This window comes from Zobellella iuensis (assembly GCF_016746085.1).
GTDB classification, from domain to species: domain Bacteria; phylum Pseudomonadota; class Gammaproteobacteria; order Enterobacterales; family Aeromonadaceae; genus Oceanimonas; species Oceanimonas iuensis.
Genome location: NZ_JAERTZ010000012.1, coordinates 204,668 through 218,638, shown reverse-complemented (window position 1 = coordinate 218,638; position 13,971 = coordinate 204,668). Strand labels below are relative to the sequence as shown.

The window sequence follows — 13,971 nt, the reverse complement described above, 5'->3', positions numbered from 1 at the left end:
CAGAGCTGTTGCAGCGTAGCCGCCCATGGGGGCCGCTAACTTGGAATGAGGGATGGTGCATTGTCCTTTGTGTCTTTCTGCCTGCGGGTGTCTAATCCGCCTGCTGTTTTGTTGCTGGGTGTCTAGGCCAGCAACTGGGATGATACGCAGCCCGACCAGGAAGTGCAACAGGGCGGTTTTTTCAGCAGGGGCTTTACACGCAGGATCGGTGATTGCATAATCATCAGTGTTCTTGCCAAGGTGGTTTATAAACGACACGTTATTTGCCTCTGGTTTGAATATGCAGTAATGAGATTCCATTGGCGTGGGTGATCTCAGTCAAAGCCGGGCCCTCTGCCCGGCTTTTGCTTTTACTGGGTGCGGTTCATCATCTTGAGCTTGTGGCGGCCTGCAGGACTGCCCAGCAGGTTGATTTCTTCGTGGCTTAAAGAGGCCGGCTGAAAGCCTTGGAACACCACTTCTTCGGCACCAGGCAGCAAGACCACGTCGCTGATAGCGCTACTCCTGGAGAGTTCCGACAGGGTAGCGATGATGAATCGCTCCATCCCTGACTCGAAAAAACTACGCTCGATGCTTTCAAACACGTTGTTTCCAAGGATCTTTTTTCCCACCTTGATAAAACCCGCCGCCGGTTTCAGGGCTTCGGCCAGTCCGGTCTGAATAGTTCGCATCGCCTCGCTCTTAAGCCATTCCATATAGAGGGAATTGAAGCTGTCGCGGGCGCTTTTGGTGGCCAGGTAGGCGTCGGCCAGTTGGGATTTGAGATACCCGATTTTGTTATCGATGGCGGTCACCCTGTCATCTAGGATCAGTAGGGCGGCTCTTAGCTGGCCGGTTTCCTTCAGTGTTTTGCTGTCACCGTATATCAGACTATCTGCGTCAGCAGAAAGCAGGGTGTTGACCCGCTGTTCCTTCTCTCCCCGTTCTTGGAGTAGCTTGTTTCTTAATTCGCCCAGGGAAATAATTTCTTTGTCCAGTTCGACCTGTAATTGTTTCGTTTTTCTGAAATTTTCCAGAGCCAAATTAATAGCGTCGTTCATGGTGTTATCCTTTTGCTGTGTTCTTCTTCATGTTCTGCTTTTCCACACCCCAGCCGTAATTAATTCCCTTTAATACCTTGCGAATTATCTTTATTCGCCTGGTCTCGTTCGCGGCCAAGGAAAGGCCGTGCCGGTAAATTTATCTCCCAGCTCCGTTTTGCCTTTTCCCTCTAAGTAGGCTTGAGGTGATCCCGCTGGTGGAAGCCGGCAGTACCGGCCGCCCTGCGTTATGGTGTTGCCCTTATGTCAGGTAGAAGCCCCGCGCCTGGTCGGCGGCGTGATATAGCTTCCGCTCCATTTCCATCTGGCTCTTGGCAATGCGCTTCACTTCATCGATCAGCTTCTGGAGTTCATCAGGGCCGACCTGCTTGGCCTGGGAGAACCGCAAGGGCTCTGATTTCGCTATCATCCTCTGGCCATGGCTGAACTGCATATGGGTGGTGCCGGTGCTGGCCGGCTGGTTGGTCACGCCCAGGCCTATCAGGTAGTGCTTGCCGGTGCCGGCAAAGTCGGGCCAGGGCTCGATGCTGCAGAACTGATACTGTCCCATGGAGTTGAGCAGCTGCAGCTGGCGGCTTGGCTTGAGCACGGCGAACAGCTTGGTTTTCCCAGCCACCTTTTCGGCTTTCAAGGCAATGACATGGCCCATGGCATCCTCGGTGCGCTTATGGTCCGGCCATATTATGGCGGTGTAAAAATCCGGGTTATAGGCGCTGGCCATTTCGTTCAACCATTGGGCTGAAATATGGCGGTTGTCCACGGTATCGCCTTCGGTGGCAATACATATCCAGCCGGTGCGAATGCTTGAATCTGACATTATTGGTTTCCTGTAGTTGGTCGTTGCTGCCTGTCTCCACACCGCCTCATCGACCCATCGGATCACACCAGGTAAAAGCCGCCGGCATTGAATCCAAGCTCTGAAAACAGCGCCTGCTGCTTTCTTTCCAGGCGTTCAACAGCGGCTATCAAACTTTGTCCCGGACTGTCCGGATAGTTTCTGAACAGTTCCGCCGCCCGCCTCAGCTCGGTGATTTCCTGTTTAAGCTCGGCTACCTGGCGTTCTACTTGTTCGTTCACACTGGTATGGAAGGTCACGCTTTCACCTCTTCAGGCCTGCAGCCGGTTTTGCAGCTATGAAGAAACGCTTCAACGTCTTCACGCTTGAACTTGAGTTCTCGTCCAACCCGGTAGCAAACCAGACCGGGCTTTTTATTGCGCACCCACTTACTCAAAGTAACGGCATGCACGTTCAGAATTTTTGCAGCCTCATTGGTGTTTAACATCTGCATTTTCACCCCCCTTTCGGATGCTTTCTTTGTTCTTGTATCGCCTGCATTTTCCTTTAATCGCTTGCGGCGGCAACCTCCCGAGTTCTGCAAAATTCCGATCTTTCAAAGCCCGGAATGTCTCGGAACTTTTTACAGCTTACTGTGTGGATGGACAGTATCAACCCCATGAAATAGGGTGCATATACGGTCACCCTTCAAATAAATAGTGTGTTTAAGTCTTGATTTTTAGATATGACAAACCATGGCATTACATGTCATTTATTGGCATAAATAAGGACCCATACGCCGACTCTCTACCATGAGAAAAACTCATGCGAATTTTTTCTGTTAAGAGAGAAACTTGGTCTTTTCTCACTCATTTATCTGGTGTTGGGCTGACCGGGAGAGGTCAGTTCAGGCGGTAAGAGCGATACCTGCAGTGGCCAAAAGGCGGAGAGGCGCTACTACCAGCCAACTGGTATGCCTACAGATTGCCTGATACAACAGATGCTAATGAAAGAGCCGGAAGGGAGATGGTGGGCCCCATCTTTGCTGTCTCCTGTTTTTGATTTCGTGTGTATTCGTGTGTATATTGATGGCACTTGATTAGGAGGTTCTATGACGTCAGGCGACCTGATCAAGGAATTGAAGGCTGCCGGCTGCGAACTCAAACGGCAGGGGAAGGGGAGCCACGAGATCTGGTATTCGCCAATCACGGGCAAAACGTTTCCAGTCCCCCACCCGAAGAAATCGTTGCCGGTCGGAACCATCAAGTCCATTAAGAAAGCGGCGGGGATCTAATCCCCCCGCTCCTTGGGCCTGACACGGATTTAGCGGAGGTGCTTATGTTGTTTTCAGTCGGTGTTGAATATCCGTCGCATGACGGGGAGGCGCTCGGCCTGGTGGTGCCTGCGCTCTGCAATGATGATTATGCCTGCTTCAGCGCTGCCGACAGTGAAGAACAGGTGAAGTCCATGGCCACCGAGGCGATTGCCATGGTGATCGAGGAAATGGTCAGTAATGGGGCTGGCATCGATAGCATCAAGGATCTGGGCCCGCGCCACTATCGACAGCTGGAGGACTATAACCACTGCGATGGCTGGTTGCTGCTGGACGTGGATCTGACCGAGTTTATGGGCAAGCCCAAGCGTATCAACGTCAGCCTGCCGGACGGCCTGATTCAGCTGATTGACTCTCGGGTGAAGGCTTCACAGGGACAATACCGGGACCGTAGCCACTTCCTGGCCGTGGCCAGTCGCCACGAACTGGAAGAGCGCAGCATCTGACAAACACCAAGTCCCTGTTGATTCCCACTAGGTAGGGGCTCAGTTCTTGAGGAGTCACATCCAATCCAGGTAGATGTGTATTCCCCATTCCTCTACCAATTTATCGAACTGTTGTTGTGCCTCTTCCCAAGAGTTGAAAGGGCCAGCAACGGCGTTACATCCTACGAATGCCCAGACCCGTTCATCTTCTATTTCATCCCGCTCTCGGGGATTTTGGTGTTCTCCTGACGTACCGTTTGACCTTGCCAGTTTTCAACTCCTGGCTGGCTGCGATGGCATCCTTGATAAAGCTGAAGGGGAGGTCGGGGTTATCTTCGGTAGTCCTGCCAATGGCCACCCAATGTCGGATCTGCTCTGACACTGTGCGGTTTTCAGTGGCAGCATGAGCTTTCACATTGGACAGAAATGCATCCCCAAACCTTACCGACTGGCTCATAGCACTATTCCCAACTGTTGACCCTGCCCCAGCATACCCCAGTTTCGGTGTTCTTTCCTGATCTGCCCAGTGTGACCGGTCACAGCGCCAAGCTTTCGGTTTGCTTGGTGTGCCAGCAGCGGAGCTTGTGGTAGCGATGCCCTCGATATACCGGCGCCGGCACAAGATCGGGGACTTTGTGCTGTTCAACTGATGAAGGCTCTGGCACCGGACACACAACAGGATCTACTGAAAGCACTGGACGCGGTAAGCGCCCTTTTTTATTCCTGCACCTTCATCTTGGCATGAAGCCGCCCCGGGAATAGCTCCGTGTACACCTGCCAGAGCAGGTTCAGGCTTCTGTGACCGGTCACTTGCGCCACCTCTTCGATCCCGAATCCGGCTTCAAACAAGCGGCTTGCTCCCTCTCGGCGCAAGTCGTGGTAACGCAGATCCTCTATACCCAAGTCGTTGCGTACCCGCTGGAATGCGGCGGTGACGCTGCGGGAGTTGTAGGGGAAGATCAGATCGCCATCCCTGGGCTGTCGCTGCACTATGCTCCAGGCTTCGCCCAGCAGCGGCACCCACATATGGTTGCCGGCTTTCTTCCTGGGATCCTTGCGGTTGCGGACCATGACGGCACGGGCTTCGTCATCGATGTCGTCCCAACGTATGCCGCACACTTCGCTGATCCGCATGCAGCTTAATACCGAAAAATCCAGGATATCGGTCAGCGGGATCTTGCTGCCCCGGTGGTTCATACGCTTGGCCAGGCCCTCGCGCAACCTGTCGATCTCGTCGCTGGTCGGCCGCCGGCTACGCCGTTCCGAGCGCCCAATCAGGCCCATGCTGTGCAGTACGGGGATCACCTCGCGGATCACCTCGTCGTTGACCGGTATCCCAAACACCGGCTTGGCGGACGTGTAGACCGATTTCAGGTAGCTGATGTCCTGGGCGACGGTTTGCGGCTTGGCGCCGGCGGCGTTGCGGTCGCGGCAGTGGTTGATGATGGCCATGGTGGTCAGCTTGTCGGCCTGCAGCTTCGATATATCGCTGTCGGCCAGCAGGTCGAGCACATAGCCCTTGGTGCGGCCGATCTTCTTGGCAATGTCCGGGTCTTGCTGATACATGGCGATCAGCTCCCGAATGGTCGGCACCTCCGGCGCCTGCCCGGGGATCCCCTGGGTCTCGATATGGGACACCATCGCCTTGCCCCAGGTGCGGGCATCGGTCAATTTCCCGAAGGTACGGGACTCCTGATACACTATCGCCTTATCTTTTTTGACGCGCACTATGCAGCGGTAACGTATGACGCCCGCCGCCGTTTTGCGCTTTTCCACTGTAAAACTGGCCATGCTCCCTCCATTGGATATCCCATATGCGTGGGATACTCAGTGGGATACCGTAGCCTGAAAAACATTAGAGAACAATGTGAAATGACCGAGATTGTAAGAGATTCAAATTCAAGGAAAAACCAGAGCGAAGCCGCTACGGCTGGCGGTTTCAGCTCTGGCAGGTTTTCTGTTGCCCCCATGCTGGACTGGACCGACCGCCACTGCCGCTATTTCCACCGGCTGATGAGCCGCCACGCCCAGCTCTATACCGAGATGGTCACCACCGGCGCCATACTGCACGGCAAGGGCGACTACCTGGCGTTCAGCCCCGAGGAGCAGCCCCTGGTGCTGCAGCTGGGTGGCAGCGATCCGGCGGCCCTGGCCCAGTGCGCCGTGCTGGCCGAGCAGCGCGGCTACGATGAGCTCAACCTCAACGTGGGCTGCCCCTCGGATCGGGTGCAGAACGGCATGTTCGGTGCCTGCCTGATGGCGGAGCCGGCCCTGGTGGCCGAGTGCGTGGCGGCGATGAAGGCCGAGGTGGCCATACCGGTGACGGTAAAGACCCGTATCGGCATCGACGAGCAGGACAGCTACGCCTTTCTCTGCACCCTGGTGGAACGGCTGATCGAGGCGGGCACCGACAGCCTGATAGTGCATGCGCGCAAGGCCTGGCTGAAGGGGCTGAGCCCGCGGGAAAACCGGGAGATCCCCCCCCTCGACTACGAGCGGGTCTACCGGCTCAAGCGGGATTACCCGGGCCTGACCATCGCCATCAATGGCGGCATCAAGAGCTTGGACGAGGCCAGGGGGCACCTCCAGCACCTGGACGGCGTCATGCTCGGCCGCGAGGTGTACCAGAATCCCTATCTGCTGGCGCAGGTGGACGCGGCCCTGTTCAACGACGGGCACGAGGTGCCCGGACGCCATCAGGTGATCCGCAATCTCTTGCCCTACATCGAACGGGAGCTGGGCCGGGGCACCTATCTCGGCAACATCACCCGCCATACCCTGGGCATTTTCCAGGGGCTGCCGGGCGCCCGGGCCTGGCGCCGCCACCTGAGCGAGAACGCCCACAAAGTCGGCGCCGGCGTCGAGGTGGTGGAGGCGGCCCTGGCCAAGGTACCGGAGGCCGTGCTCGACTATAGTTAAGGCATCCTCAGCCAACAAAGGAGCCAAGCCCATGGGAAGCCACGCCTTGACCATAGAGTTTCCTGAATACGTGGACAAGATAGCCGAGCTGAAACAGCTGGATGCCGACTTCGCGCGGATGGCGAACGAGTATCACAAGCTGGATCACCAGATAGCGGGGCTGGAGTCCCGGGACATGCCGGTGTCGGACCAGCATTTCGAAGAGCTGAAGATGCAGCGCCTGCAACTGAAGGACCAAATCTATAAGCGTCTGCTGAACGGCCAGGGGTAAACGAAAGCGGAAAGGTGCCGGTGCAGGCTTCTTTCCGCTTTTTAATAGATTTAACCTATCAATTTGATGTTCGTAAACTGTTTCAATAATCAAATCTTTGGCGGCATACTGGTCTACAAATGAGACACAACTCCAGATGAGGACGACAGTATGCTGCACGACAAGACCGGACAGAGAGTCCCCCAGGTGACCTTTCGCACCCGCCAGGGCGAGCAGTGGCAGGACGTCACCAGCGACGATATCTTCAATGGCAGGACTGTGGTGGTGTTTTCCCTGCCCGGCGCCTTCACCCCGACCTGTTCCGCCACCCACCTGCCGCGTTACAACGAGCTGGCGCCGGTGTTGTTCGAGAATGGGGTGGACGACATCGTCTGCATCAGTGTCAACGACACCTTCGTGATGAACGCCTGGCTCAAGGAGCAGGAAGCGGAACACATCCGGGTGATCCCGGACGGCAACGGCGAATTCACCGAGGGTATGGGCATGCTGGTGGACAAGCAGGAGCTGGGCTTCGGCCAGCGTTCCTGGCGTTACTCCATGCTGGTGAAAGACGGCATTATCGCCAAGATGTTCATCGAGCCGAACAAGCCGGGGGATCCCTTCGAAGTGTCCGATGCCGATACCATGCTGGCCCATATCAATCCTCTGGCGGCCAAACCCTCGGCCATTACCCTGTTCAGCAAGCCGGGCTGCCCCTTCTGTGCCCGGGCCAAGCAGATGCTGCTCGACCAGGGCCTGCGCTATGAAGAAGTGATCCTGGGTCAGGACGCCACCAGCATCAGCCTGAAAGCGGTATCGGGCCGCAGTACTGTGCCGCAGATCTTTATCGACGGTCGCCATATCGGCGGCAGCGACGAACTGGCGGAGTATCTGGCGTAACAGCATGGGCCGGTGAGGGAAGGGGCGCAAGCCCCTTTTTCTTTCTGGGCTCGCTGCAGCGGACCTTCCTATTTGTCACCTAATCGGTGACTATTGGCCTCAAAAGCGAAGAAAGAACGGTGAAAGCGTGAATTTAAGGGATCTCGAATATCTGGTGGCCCTGGCGGAGGAACGGCATTTTCGCAAGGCGGCGGAGAAATGCTTCGTCAGCCAGCCCACCCTGAGCGGCCAGTTGCGCAAGCTGGAGGATGAACTGGGGGTGTTGCTGATGGAGCGTACCTCCCGCAAGGTACTCTTTACTCCGGCGGGAGAGGCCATTACCGCCCAGGCCCGGCGGGTGCTGGCGGCCACCAAGGAACTCAGGGACATCGCCCGTACCTTTACCGAACCCATGTCGGGTGAGCTGCATATCGGTCTTATCCCGACGGTGGGGCCCTACCTGCTGCCCCATATCATTCCGGCGCTCAAGCAGCACTTCCCCGAACTGCATATCTACTTATACGAAGCCCAGACCCAGGTATTGCTGAAACAGCTGGCCGACGGCGAGCTGGATTGCCTGATCCTGGCTCAGTTGGACAATATGGACAGCTTCGGTGCCCTGCCGCTGTATGAAGAGTCGCTGCTGCTGGCGTTGCCGGCGGAGCATGCCTGGGCCGGGCGTGAGCGGATCAGCCTGGAAGAGCTGAAAGGTGAAAAACTGCTGATGCTGGAAGACGGCCATTGCCTGCGGGATCAAGCCATGGGGTTTTGCTTCGCCGCCGGCATCGGCGAGGATACCCACTTCCAGGCCACCAGCCTGGAAACCCTGCGCAACATGGTGGCGGCGGGCTCGGGCCTGACCCTGATCCCCCGGCTCGCCATCGGCCTCCATAACGGCAGCCTGGGCATCAGCTACCTGCCGGTGACGGATCCCGAGCCCAGCCGTACCATAGCCCTGCTGTATCGTATCCATTCGGTGCGCCGGCCCTGCTTCAATGAGATGGCCAAGGTGATCGGCAAGTTGGTCAAGGAGCGGCTGTAGGCGGGCATCAAAAAGGGGCCGGAGGAAAACTCCAGCCCCTTTGCTGTTCGCGCCGTGGATGGTTCAGAACAGCTCGTCGGTAATGCTGGTGCCGCCGAACTGCTGGCTGTTGCCGGCCCGGCCATAGCGCCTGGGCTCGGTGCCCTGCACGAAGTACTCCGCCACCCCCTGGCCATCGGTACGCAGGCCGCTGCCGCTGTCGATGGTCACGGTCACCAGGTTTTCCGGCATCCGGCGTGGCTGCTCCGGGTAATCCTTGAGTGCGACCTTCATATAGTCTATCCAGATAGGCAGGGCGGCACTGCCGCCGAACTCGCCCCCTGTCACCTGATCCGCACCCAGGTTGGGGTTGTGGGCGGTTCGTCCCAGGGGGCGGCCGAAGTCGTCGAAGCCGACCCAGGCGGTGGCCACCCGGGCGGGGGCATAACCGGAGAACCAGGCGTCACGGGAGTCGTTGGTGGTGCCGGTCTTGCCGGCGATGTCCTTGCGTTCCAGTGCCCGGCCGGCGCGCCAGCCGGTGCCGTTCCAGCGGCGACCGTCGCTCACACCACCCCAGATGGCGGAGTTCAGGGCCTCGGTGATCAGGAAGGCGTTTTCCGCGCTGATCACCTGCTGAGTCACCGGTTGTGCCTGGTACAGTACCTGGCCCTGGGCATCTTCGATGCGTTCCACCACGAAGGGGGTGATCTTGTGGCCGCCGTTGGCGAAGGTGGCGTAACCGGTCACCATCTCCAGCGGGGTGGCGGAAGGGGAACCCAGCGCCAGGCTCTCGGTGGCCGGAATGCTGGCGGTATTGAAGCCGAAGTCGTTCAGCCGCTGCATGGTTGCCGGGATACCGGTGTCGCGCAGCAGGCGGATGGAGACCACGTTCTTGGACCGGGCCAGGGCCTCGCGCACCCGGATGGGGCCGTCGTAGACGTTGGGAGAGTTGCGCGGCCGCCAGGAGCTGCCGCTGCCGGCATCCCAGTGGTTGATGGGGGCGTCGTTGACCATGCTGGCCAGGGTGAAGCCGTTGTCCAGGGCGGCGGAGTAGACGAAGGGCTTGATGTTGGAGCCCATCTGTCGCGCCGCCTGCTCGGAGCGGTTGAACTTGTTGAGGGTGAAGTTGAAGCCACCGACCAGGGCGGTGACGGCACCGCTGGCGGGCTCGAGCGCCACCAGGGCGCCGTTGATTTCCGGCAACTGAGCCAGCAGCCAACCTTCGCCCTGGGGACGTACCCAGATTTGCTCGCCGGTCTTGAGGATGTCCCCGGCCTGGCGCGGGGCATTGCCCTGGCGGCTGTCGGAAATATAACGACGAGCCCATTTGAGGCTATCCCAGTCGAGCCGGACTTCGCCCTTGCCCTTGATGAGCAGGGTGGCGCCGCGCTCGGCCACGGCGGTGACCACGGCAGGCTCCAGCGGCCAGTAGGAGGGCTGTTCGTCGAGATGCTGCAGGATCTGGTCGGCACTCCAGGGGCTGCCTTGCCACAAGGTGGCTTCGGGGCCGCGATAACCATGGCGCAGGTCATAAGCCAGTAGCCCGTTGATCAGGGCGGCGTTGGCGGCACGCTGTTCGTCGGCCTGTACCGTGGTGTAGACGCTCAGCCCTTGGGTGTAGGCTTCCGCTCCGAACATCGAAAGCGCAAACTGGTGGGCCATTTCCGCCAGATAGGGGGCGCTGAGGGTGATTTCGGCACCGTGATAACGGGCCGCCACCGGGCTGGCCATGGCGTCATCATACTCTGAACGGCTGATCTTGCCGGTTTCCAGCATCCGGCCCAGCACTATGGCCCGCCGCTCTGCGGCGCGGCGGGGGTTGCTGATCGGGTTGAGTACCGAAGGGGCCTGGGGCAGGCCGGCGATCATCGCCATTTCCGCCAGGCTCAGTTCATTGACGTTTTTGCCGTAATACACCTGGGCCGCGGCGGCAACGCCATGGGAGCGATGCCCCAGCGGGATCTTGTTGAGATACAGCTCGAGGATTTCGTCCTTGGTCAGCAGGGTTTCGATATGCAGGGCGAGGAAAATCTCCTTGACCTTGCGGATCACGGTCTTTTCCCGGCTGAGGAAAAAGTTACGGGCGACCTGCTGGGTGATGGTGCTGGCGCCCTGGCGTTTTTCGCCTGTGCTCAGCCAGACTATCGCCGCCCGGCTGATGCCGATGGGGTCTATGCCCGGGTGCTCGTAGAAACGGGCATCCTCGGTGGCCAGGAAGGCATCGATCAGCAGCGGTGGCATCTCGGCGACGGAAATGGGGGTACGCCGCTGTTCACCGTATTGGGAAATAAGCTCGCCGTCCTGGCTGAAGACGCGCATGGGGGTTTCCAGGCGTACGTCCTTGAGAGTGGAAACATCCGGCAGTTCCGTTTTGACCTGCTGATACAGCACAAAGATCGCGGTCAGGCCGCACAGAATCAGAAAAACACCGAATAAAAACAGGCGAGTGAGCCATTTGAGCATGGAGTGATAACCCGATAAATCATTTTTTAACCAACAGCGTCCAAGTATATCCTGTGTCGGCGGTGTTGTTCGAGCGCTTTATTTTTGTACCGCAATAATTTCATCGCCCTGACAGAGTCCGTCTATCCTTACCCAAACCAATAAAAACAAGAGCACGGATACCTATGCTGAGCTTTAGCCGCGGCAGGCGTTTCCCATGGTTGGTAGGAATAGATTTCGGAACCAGCAGCATTAAGGCGGTGGCCTTAAGAGGAACGCCGGGCCACTATTCGCTCGACGCCGTGGCCAGTATTCCCACCCCCAAGAGCAGTATTATCGATCACCAGCTACTGGATGTGGGCCAGGTGGTGATGGCGCTGCGGCAGTTGCGGCGTCAGCTCCATTGCCGTTGTGACCACGCCGCCACCGCCGTGACCGGCAACAGTGTCATTACCAAGATGATACTGGTTCCCCGCAACCTGTCGGCGGAAGAGCTGGAAAATCAGGTGCTGCTCGAGGCCGAGCAGCACATTCCTTATCCGCTGGATGAAATCAGCCTGGATTATGAAAGCCTGGGCATCAATGCCCACCATCCGGAGCGGGAAAATATCCTGCTCAGCGCCGCCCGCACCGAAAGCATCAGCACCCGGTTGAGCGCCTTGCAGCAGGCGGGGTGGCATACCAGGGTGGTGGATATCGGCGTGCATGCCCTGGCCCGGGCGGTCAATGCCTGCCTGGCGGCAGACAATACCCATGCCGGTATGCTGTCGCTGGTGGATATCGGTGCCGAATGCCTGACCTTTGCAGTGATTGAAGAGGGAGAAGTGATCCACAGCCGGCTGCAGCACTTCGGCGGTGCCCAGTTGACCCGGGAATTGTGCAAATTGACCGACATGGCGGAAGACAGCGTCGAGCAGGCGAAGATCGATGGCACCCTTCCCCCGGCTCTGAGACAGGATACCGAGCAGCAGTATATCACGGCGGTACTCCAGCATGTCCGTCGTAACGTGCAGTTGTTCTGCAGCAGTTCGGGTAACAAGCCGCCCGCCGCCTTGTTTCTCAGCGGCGGTGGCAGTCTGCTGCCGGAACTGGCCCCGGTACTCGAACAGGAGTTGAGCATTCCCGTGCTGCAACCGGATTTTGGCCGCTTGTTCGAACAGGGGCCGAGGGAGGGCACCGATGCCGCCTACATGACGGCGCTGGGACTGGCATTGCGGGGAGGGACCCCATGTCCAATATAAACCTGCTGCCCTGGCGGGACGGGGTCCGGGCCGGGCAGCAGAAGCAGTTTCTGGCCTGGCTGGGAGGGGCTGCACTGGCCACGTTGGCGGCGATGCTGGTGATCAACCTGTGGGTGCATCAGCACATCGCCCGCCAGCAGGAGCGTAATCAGCTGCTGCAGACCGAAACGGCCCGGCTCGACCTGGTGCTGGGCGAAATCCGCCATATCCAGGAGCAGCGGGCTCGGTTGATGGAGCTGATGCTGCTGATCGACAGTTTCCAGCAGCGGCGCAATTTTTCGGTGCGGCTGTTCAATCAGTTGCCCGAACTGGTGCCGCCCGGTGTGTACCTGAGCTCCGTCAATGTGGCCGATAACAGGGTCGATGTGGTGGGCAAGGCCGAAGCTTACGCCCGGGTGGCCGCCATGATCCGCCATATAGAAGGCAGCGGCTGGCTGATGGAGCCCAGGATCAGCTCCATTTTCGCCAGCGATGCCGAACCTGTCGCACTCAGTCAGTTTTCCATGCTGTTCAGGGTCAATGAAACCATAGCGGGAGCGATGCGATGAACTGGCAACAGCTCGAGGAGCTGGATTTCGATAATATCGGCCAGTGGCCCAAGTCCGCCAAAATCGTCGCCATTGCCCTGGTGTGTGTCCTGCTGGCCGCTGTCGTCGGCTACCTCTTTATCAAGGACAGCCTGGCACAGCTGGACAGAACCCAGGCCGAGGAAGTGCGGCTGAGGATGGCTTTTGAGGACATGGCCCGGCAGGCGGCGGGGCTGGGCGAATACCAGGAACAGCTGGCCGAGCTGCAGATCCTGCTGGAAAATCAGTTGCGCAAATTGCCCAACAACCTGGAGATTGCCGGCCTGCTGGACGATATCAGTTTTATTGCCACCAACAACGGCCTGCAGCTGGAACGTATCAACTGGGAAGCGGAAAAGCCCAACCAGTTTTCCACCGAGTTGCCGATGCGTATCATCGTCAGTGGCGAGTATCACCAGTTGGGGCACTTTGTCGCCGACGTCGCCGCCCTGCCCCGTATTGTCATTATCGACAGCTTCAGCCTGTCCCGTACCGGCGACGACCAACTGAACATGAGCATGCTGGCCAAGACCTACAAGTACAGCAGGCCGGTGGCGCCATGAGAGGGCTCTGCTGGCTGGGGATGTTGCTGGCCTTGACCGCCTGTATCGAAGGCAGCGACTTGCAGCCGTATGTCGCCGAGGTGAAGGCCCGGCCGGCCACGCCGCCCGAACCTTTGCCCGAGATGAACGAATATGTGCCCGAAGCGTACCGGCCAGGCGCGGAACGCAGCCCTTTTGCCGAGCCCCGGCCGGAAAGCCTCGCCTCGCCCGCCTCGGTGAGTGTTGCCTGTGCCCAGCCGGAGATCCGGGCCTCCCGATCGGCACTGGAACAATACTCGCTCGACAACCTGTCGCTGCGGGGCACCTTGGGGGATGGCCGGGGCCTGTGGGCATTGGTTCTTACCCAGGACGGCGTGGCGCACCGGGTCGGCATGGGACAGCGCATGGGGCTCTATCACGGCGAGGTGATCGGCATTACCGACAGCGACCTGCTCCTGAAAGAATACATTCCCGACGAAAAAGGCTGTTGGGAACCCCGGAAAACCCGATTGACGTTATCCAGGACACAATAATAACA

Annotated in this window: 17 protein-coding genes; 10 read left to right on the top strand and 7 right to left on the bottom strand. The window is 58.6% G+C overall.

All coding sequences use genetic code 11. The features are described 5' to 3' along the window. Positions 1–350: 350 nt before the first annotated feature. The 4 genes from JKV55_RS04710 to JKV55_RS04695 all read right to left on the bottom strand — a co-directional run bounded on the left by JKV55_RS04710 (position 351) and on the right by JKV55_RS04695 (position 2,329). Positions 351–1,040 carry a hypothetical protein gene (locus tag JKV55_RS04710; RefSeq protein WP_202082681.1) on the bottom strand — a complete coding sequence of 230 codons (690 nt, stop codon included), beginning with the start codon at positions 1,038–1,040 and terminating at the stop codon, positions 351–353. Between the two features lie 241 nt (positions 1,041–1,281). After that, positions 1,282–1,857, bottom strand: coding sequence for a GPO family capsid scaffolding protein (locus JKV55_RS04705; RefSeq protein WP_237332664.1), 576 nt, complete (start codon positions 1,855–1,857; stop codon positions 1,282–1,284). Positions 1,858–1,919: 62 nt separating this feature from the next. Beyond that, positions 1,920–2,135: a hypothetical protein gene (locus tag JKV55_RS04700; protein WP_202082679.1), complete on the bottom strand. Its 216-nt coding sequence runs from the start codon at positions 2,133–2,135 to the stop codon at positions 1,920–1,922. After that, on the bottom strand, positions 2,132–2,329 hold the full coding sequence (locus tag JKV55_RS04695) for a helix-turn-helix domain-containing protein (RefSeq protein ID WP_202082677.1): 198 nt from the start codon (positions 2,327–2,329) through the stop codon (positions 2,132–2,134). Before JKV55_RS04695 ends, JKV55_RS04700 begins: the two co-directional genes overlap by 4 nt. A 597-nt stretch (positions 2,330–2,926) precedes the next feature. Between JKV55_RS04695 and JKV55_RS04690 the strand changes: the two genes are divergently transcribed. Next, complete coding sequence (locus JKV55_RS04690) at positions 2,927–3,109, top strand: type II toxin-antitoxin system HicA family toxin (RefSeq protein ID WP_096779883.1); 183 nt, start codon at positions 2,927–2,929, stop codon at positions 3,107–3,109. Between the two features lie 44 nt (positions 3,110–3,153). Beyond that, positions 3,154–3,594, top strand: coding sequence for a type II toxin-antitoxin system HicB family antitoxin (locus tag JKV55_RS04685; protein WP_202082675.1), 441 nt, complete (start codon positions 3,154–3,156; stop codon positions 3,592–3,594). Between the two features lie 193 nt (positions 3,595–3,787). Here the strand turns inward: JKV55_RS04685 and JKV55_RS04680 are convergent, their stop codons facing one another. After that, a complete protein-coding gene (locus JKV55_RS04680; protein ID WP_202082673.1) occupies positions 3,788–4,030 on the bottom strand; it encodes a TA system antitoxin ParD family protein in 243 nt (80 codons plus the stop codon). 260 nt (positions 4,031–4,290) lie between these two features. Then, positions 4,291–5,364 (bottom strand): tyrosine-type recombinase/integrase, encoded by a 1,074-nt coding sequence (locus tag JKV55_RS04675; protein WP_237332663.1) that lies wholly within the window; start codon positions 5,362–5,364, stop codon positions 4,291–4,293. Between the two features lie 81 nt (positions 5,365–5,445). On the opposite strand from JKV55_RS04675, the gene dusA reads away from it, so the two are divergent. The 4 genes from dusA (at position 5,446) to oxyR (ending at position 8,663) form a co-directional block, all read left to right on the top strand. Further along, the gene (gene dusA, locus JKV55_RS04670; RefSeq protein WP_202082671.1) at positions 5,446–6,492 is read left to right on the top strand and encodes a tRNA dihydrouridine(20/20a) synthase DusA; all 1,047 of its coding nucleotides are present in this window, start codon (positions 5,446–5,448) and stop codon (positions 6,490–6,492) included. Between the two features lie 31 nt (positions 6,493–6,523). Beyond that, positions 6,524–6,763: an HP1242/YdcH family protein gene (locus tag JKV55_RS04665; protein ID WP_202082669.1), complete on the top strand. Its 240-nt coding sequence runs from the start codon at positions 6,524–6,526 to the stop codon at positions 6,761–6,763. 150 nt (positions 6,764–6,913) lie between these two features. After that, entirely contained in the window at positions 6,914–7,642 is a 729-nt protein-coding gene (locus JKV55_RS04660; protein WP_202082667.1) for a glutathione peroxidase, read from the top strand. 127 nt (positions 7,643–7,769) lie between these two features. After that, complete coding sequence (gene oxyR, locus JKV55_RS04655) at positions 7,770–8,663, top strand: DNA-binding transcriptional regulator OxyR (RefSeq protein ID WP_202082665.1); 894 nt, start codon at positions 7,770–7,772, stop codon at positions 8,661–8,663. Positions 8,664–8,726: 63 nt separating this feature from the next. Here oxyR and JKV55_RS04650 read toward each other — a convergent pair whose 3' ends face one another. Further along, positions 8,727–11,105 (bottom strand): penicillin-binding protein 1A, encoded by a 2,379-nt coding sequence (locus tag JKV55_RS04650; protein WP_202082663.1) that lies wholly within the window; start codon positions 11,103–11,105, stop codon positions 8,727–8,729. A gap of 164 nt (positions 11,106–11,269) precedes the next feature. On the opposite strand from JKV55_RS04650, the gene pilM reads away from it, so the two are divergent. Genes pilM through JKV55_RS04630 form a run of 4 tightly spaced genes read left to right on the top strand, consistent with a single transcriptional unit; the run spans position 11,270 to position 13,966 of the window. Continuing rightward, positions 11,270–12,325, top strand: a complete 1,056-nt coding sequence (gene pilM / locus JKV55_RS04645; RefSeq protein WP_202082661.1) for a type IV pilus assembly protein PilM — start codon at positions 11,270–11,272, stop codon at positions 12,323–12,325. Continuing rightward, positions 12,313–12,873: a PilN domain-containing protein gene (locus JKV55_RS04640; protein ID WP_202082659.1), complete on the top strand. Its 561-nt coding sequence runs from the start codon at positions 12,313–12,315 to the stop codon at positions 12,871–12,873. Before pilM ends, JKV55_RS04640 begins: the two co-directional genes overlap by 13 nt. Then, positions 12,870–13,454, top strand: coding sequence for a type IV pilus inner membrane component PilO (locus tag JKV55_RS04635; RefSeq protein ID WP_202082657.1), 585 nt, complete (start codon positions 12,870–12,872; stop codon positions 13,452–13,454). Before JKV55_RS04640 ends, JKV55_RS04635 begins: the two co-directional genes overlap by 4 nt. Then, positions 13,451–13,966 carry a pilus assembly protein PilP gene (locus JKV55_RS04630; protein WP_202082655.1) on the top strand — a complete coding sequence of 172 codons (516 nt, stop codon included), beginning with the start codon at positions 13,451–13,453 and terminating at the stop codon, positions 13,964–13,966. The genes JKV55_RS04635 and JKV55_RS04630 overlap by 4 nt, the downstream gene beginning before the upstream one ends. Positions 13,967–13,971: the final 5 nt, after the last annotated feature.

Coding starts and splice junctions, on each gene's coding strand:
- JKV55_RS04710 (WP_202082681.1), bottom strand. CDS start 1,040: ATGAACGACGCTATTAATTTGGCTCTGGAAAATTTCAGAAAAACGAAA.
- JKV55_RS04705 (WP_237332664.1), bottom strand. CDS start 1,857: ATGTCAGATTCAAGCATTCGCACCGGCTGGATATGTATTGCCACCGAA.
- JKV55_RS04695 (WP_202082677.1), bottom strand. CDS start 2,329: ATGCAGATGTTAAACACCAATGAGGCTGCAAAAATTCTGAACGTGCAT.
- JKV55_RS04690 (WP_096779883.1), top strand. CDS start 2,927: ATGACGTCAGGCGACCTGATCAAGGAATTGAAGGCTGCCGGCTGCGAA.
- JKV55_RS04685 (WP_202082675.1), top strand. CDS start 3,154: ATGTTGTTTTCAGTCGGTGTTGAATATCCGTCGCATGACGGGGAGGCG.
- JKV55_RS04680 (WP_202082673.1), bottom strand. CDS start 4,030: ATGAGCCAGTCGGTAAGGTTTGGGGATGCATTTCTGTCCAATGTGAAA.
- JKV55_RS04675 (WP_237332663.1), bottom strand. CDS start 5,364: ATGGCCAGTTTTACAGTGGAAAAGCGCAAAACGGCGGCGGGCGTCATA.
- dusA (WP_202082671.1), top strand. CDS start 5,446: ATGACCGAGATTGTAAGAGATTCAAATTCAAGGAAAAACCAGAGCGAA.
- JKV55_RS04665 (WP_202082669.1), top strand. CDS start 6,524: ATGGGAAGCCACGCCTTGACCATAGAGTTTCCTGAATACGTGGACAAG.
- JKV55_RS04660 (WP_202082667.1), top strand. CDS start 6,914: ATGCTGCACGACAAGACCGGACAGAGAGTCCCCCAGGTGACCTTTCGC.
- JKV55_RS04650 (WP_202082663.1), bottom strand. CDS start 11,105: ATGCTCAAATGGCTCACTCGCCTGTTTTTATTCGGTGTTTTTCTGATT.
- pilM (WP_202082661.1), top strand. CDS start 11,270: ATGCTGAGCTTTAGCCGCGGCAGGCGTTTCCCATGGTTGGTAGGAATA.
- JKV55_RS04640 (WP_202082659.1), top strand. CDS start 12,313: ATGTCCAATATAAACCTGCTGCCCTGGCGGGACGGGGTCCGGGCCGGG.
- JKV55_RS04635 (WP_202082657.1), top strand. CDS start 12,870: ATGAACTGGCAACAGCTCGAGGAGCTGGATTTCGATAATATCGGCCAG.
- JKV55_RS04630 (WP_202082655.1), top strand. CDS start 13,451: ATGAGAGGGCTCTGCTGGCTGGGGATGTTGCTGGCCTTGACCGCCTGT.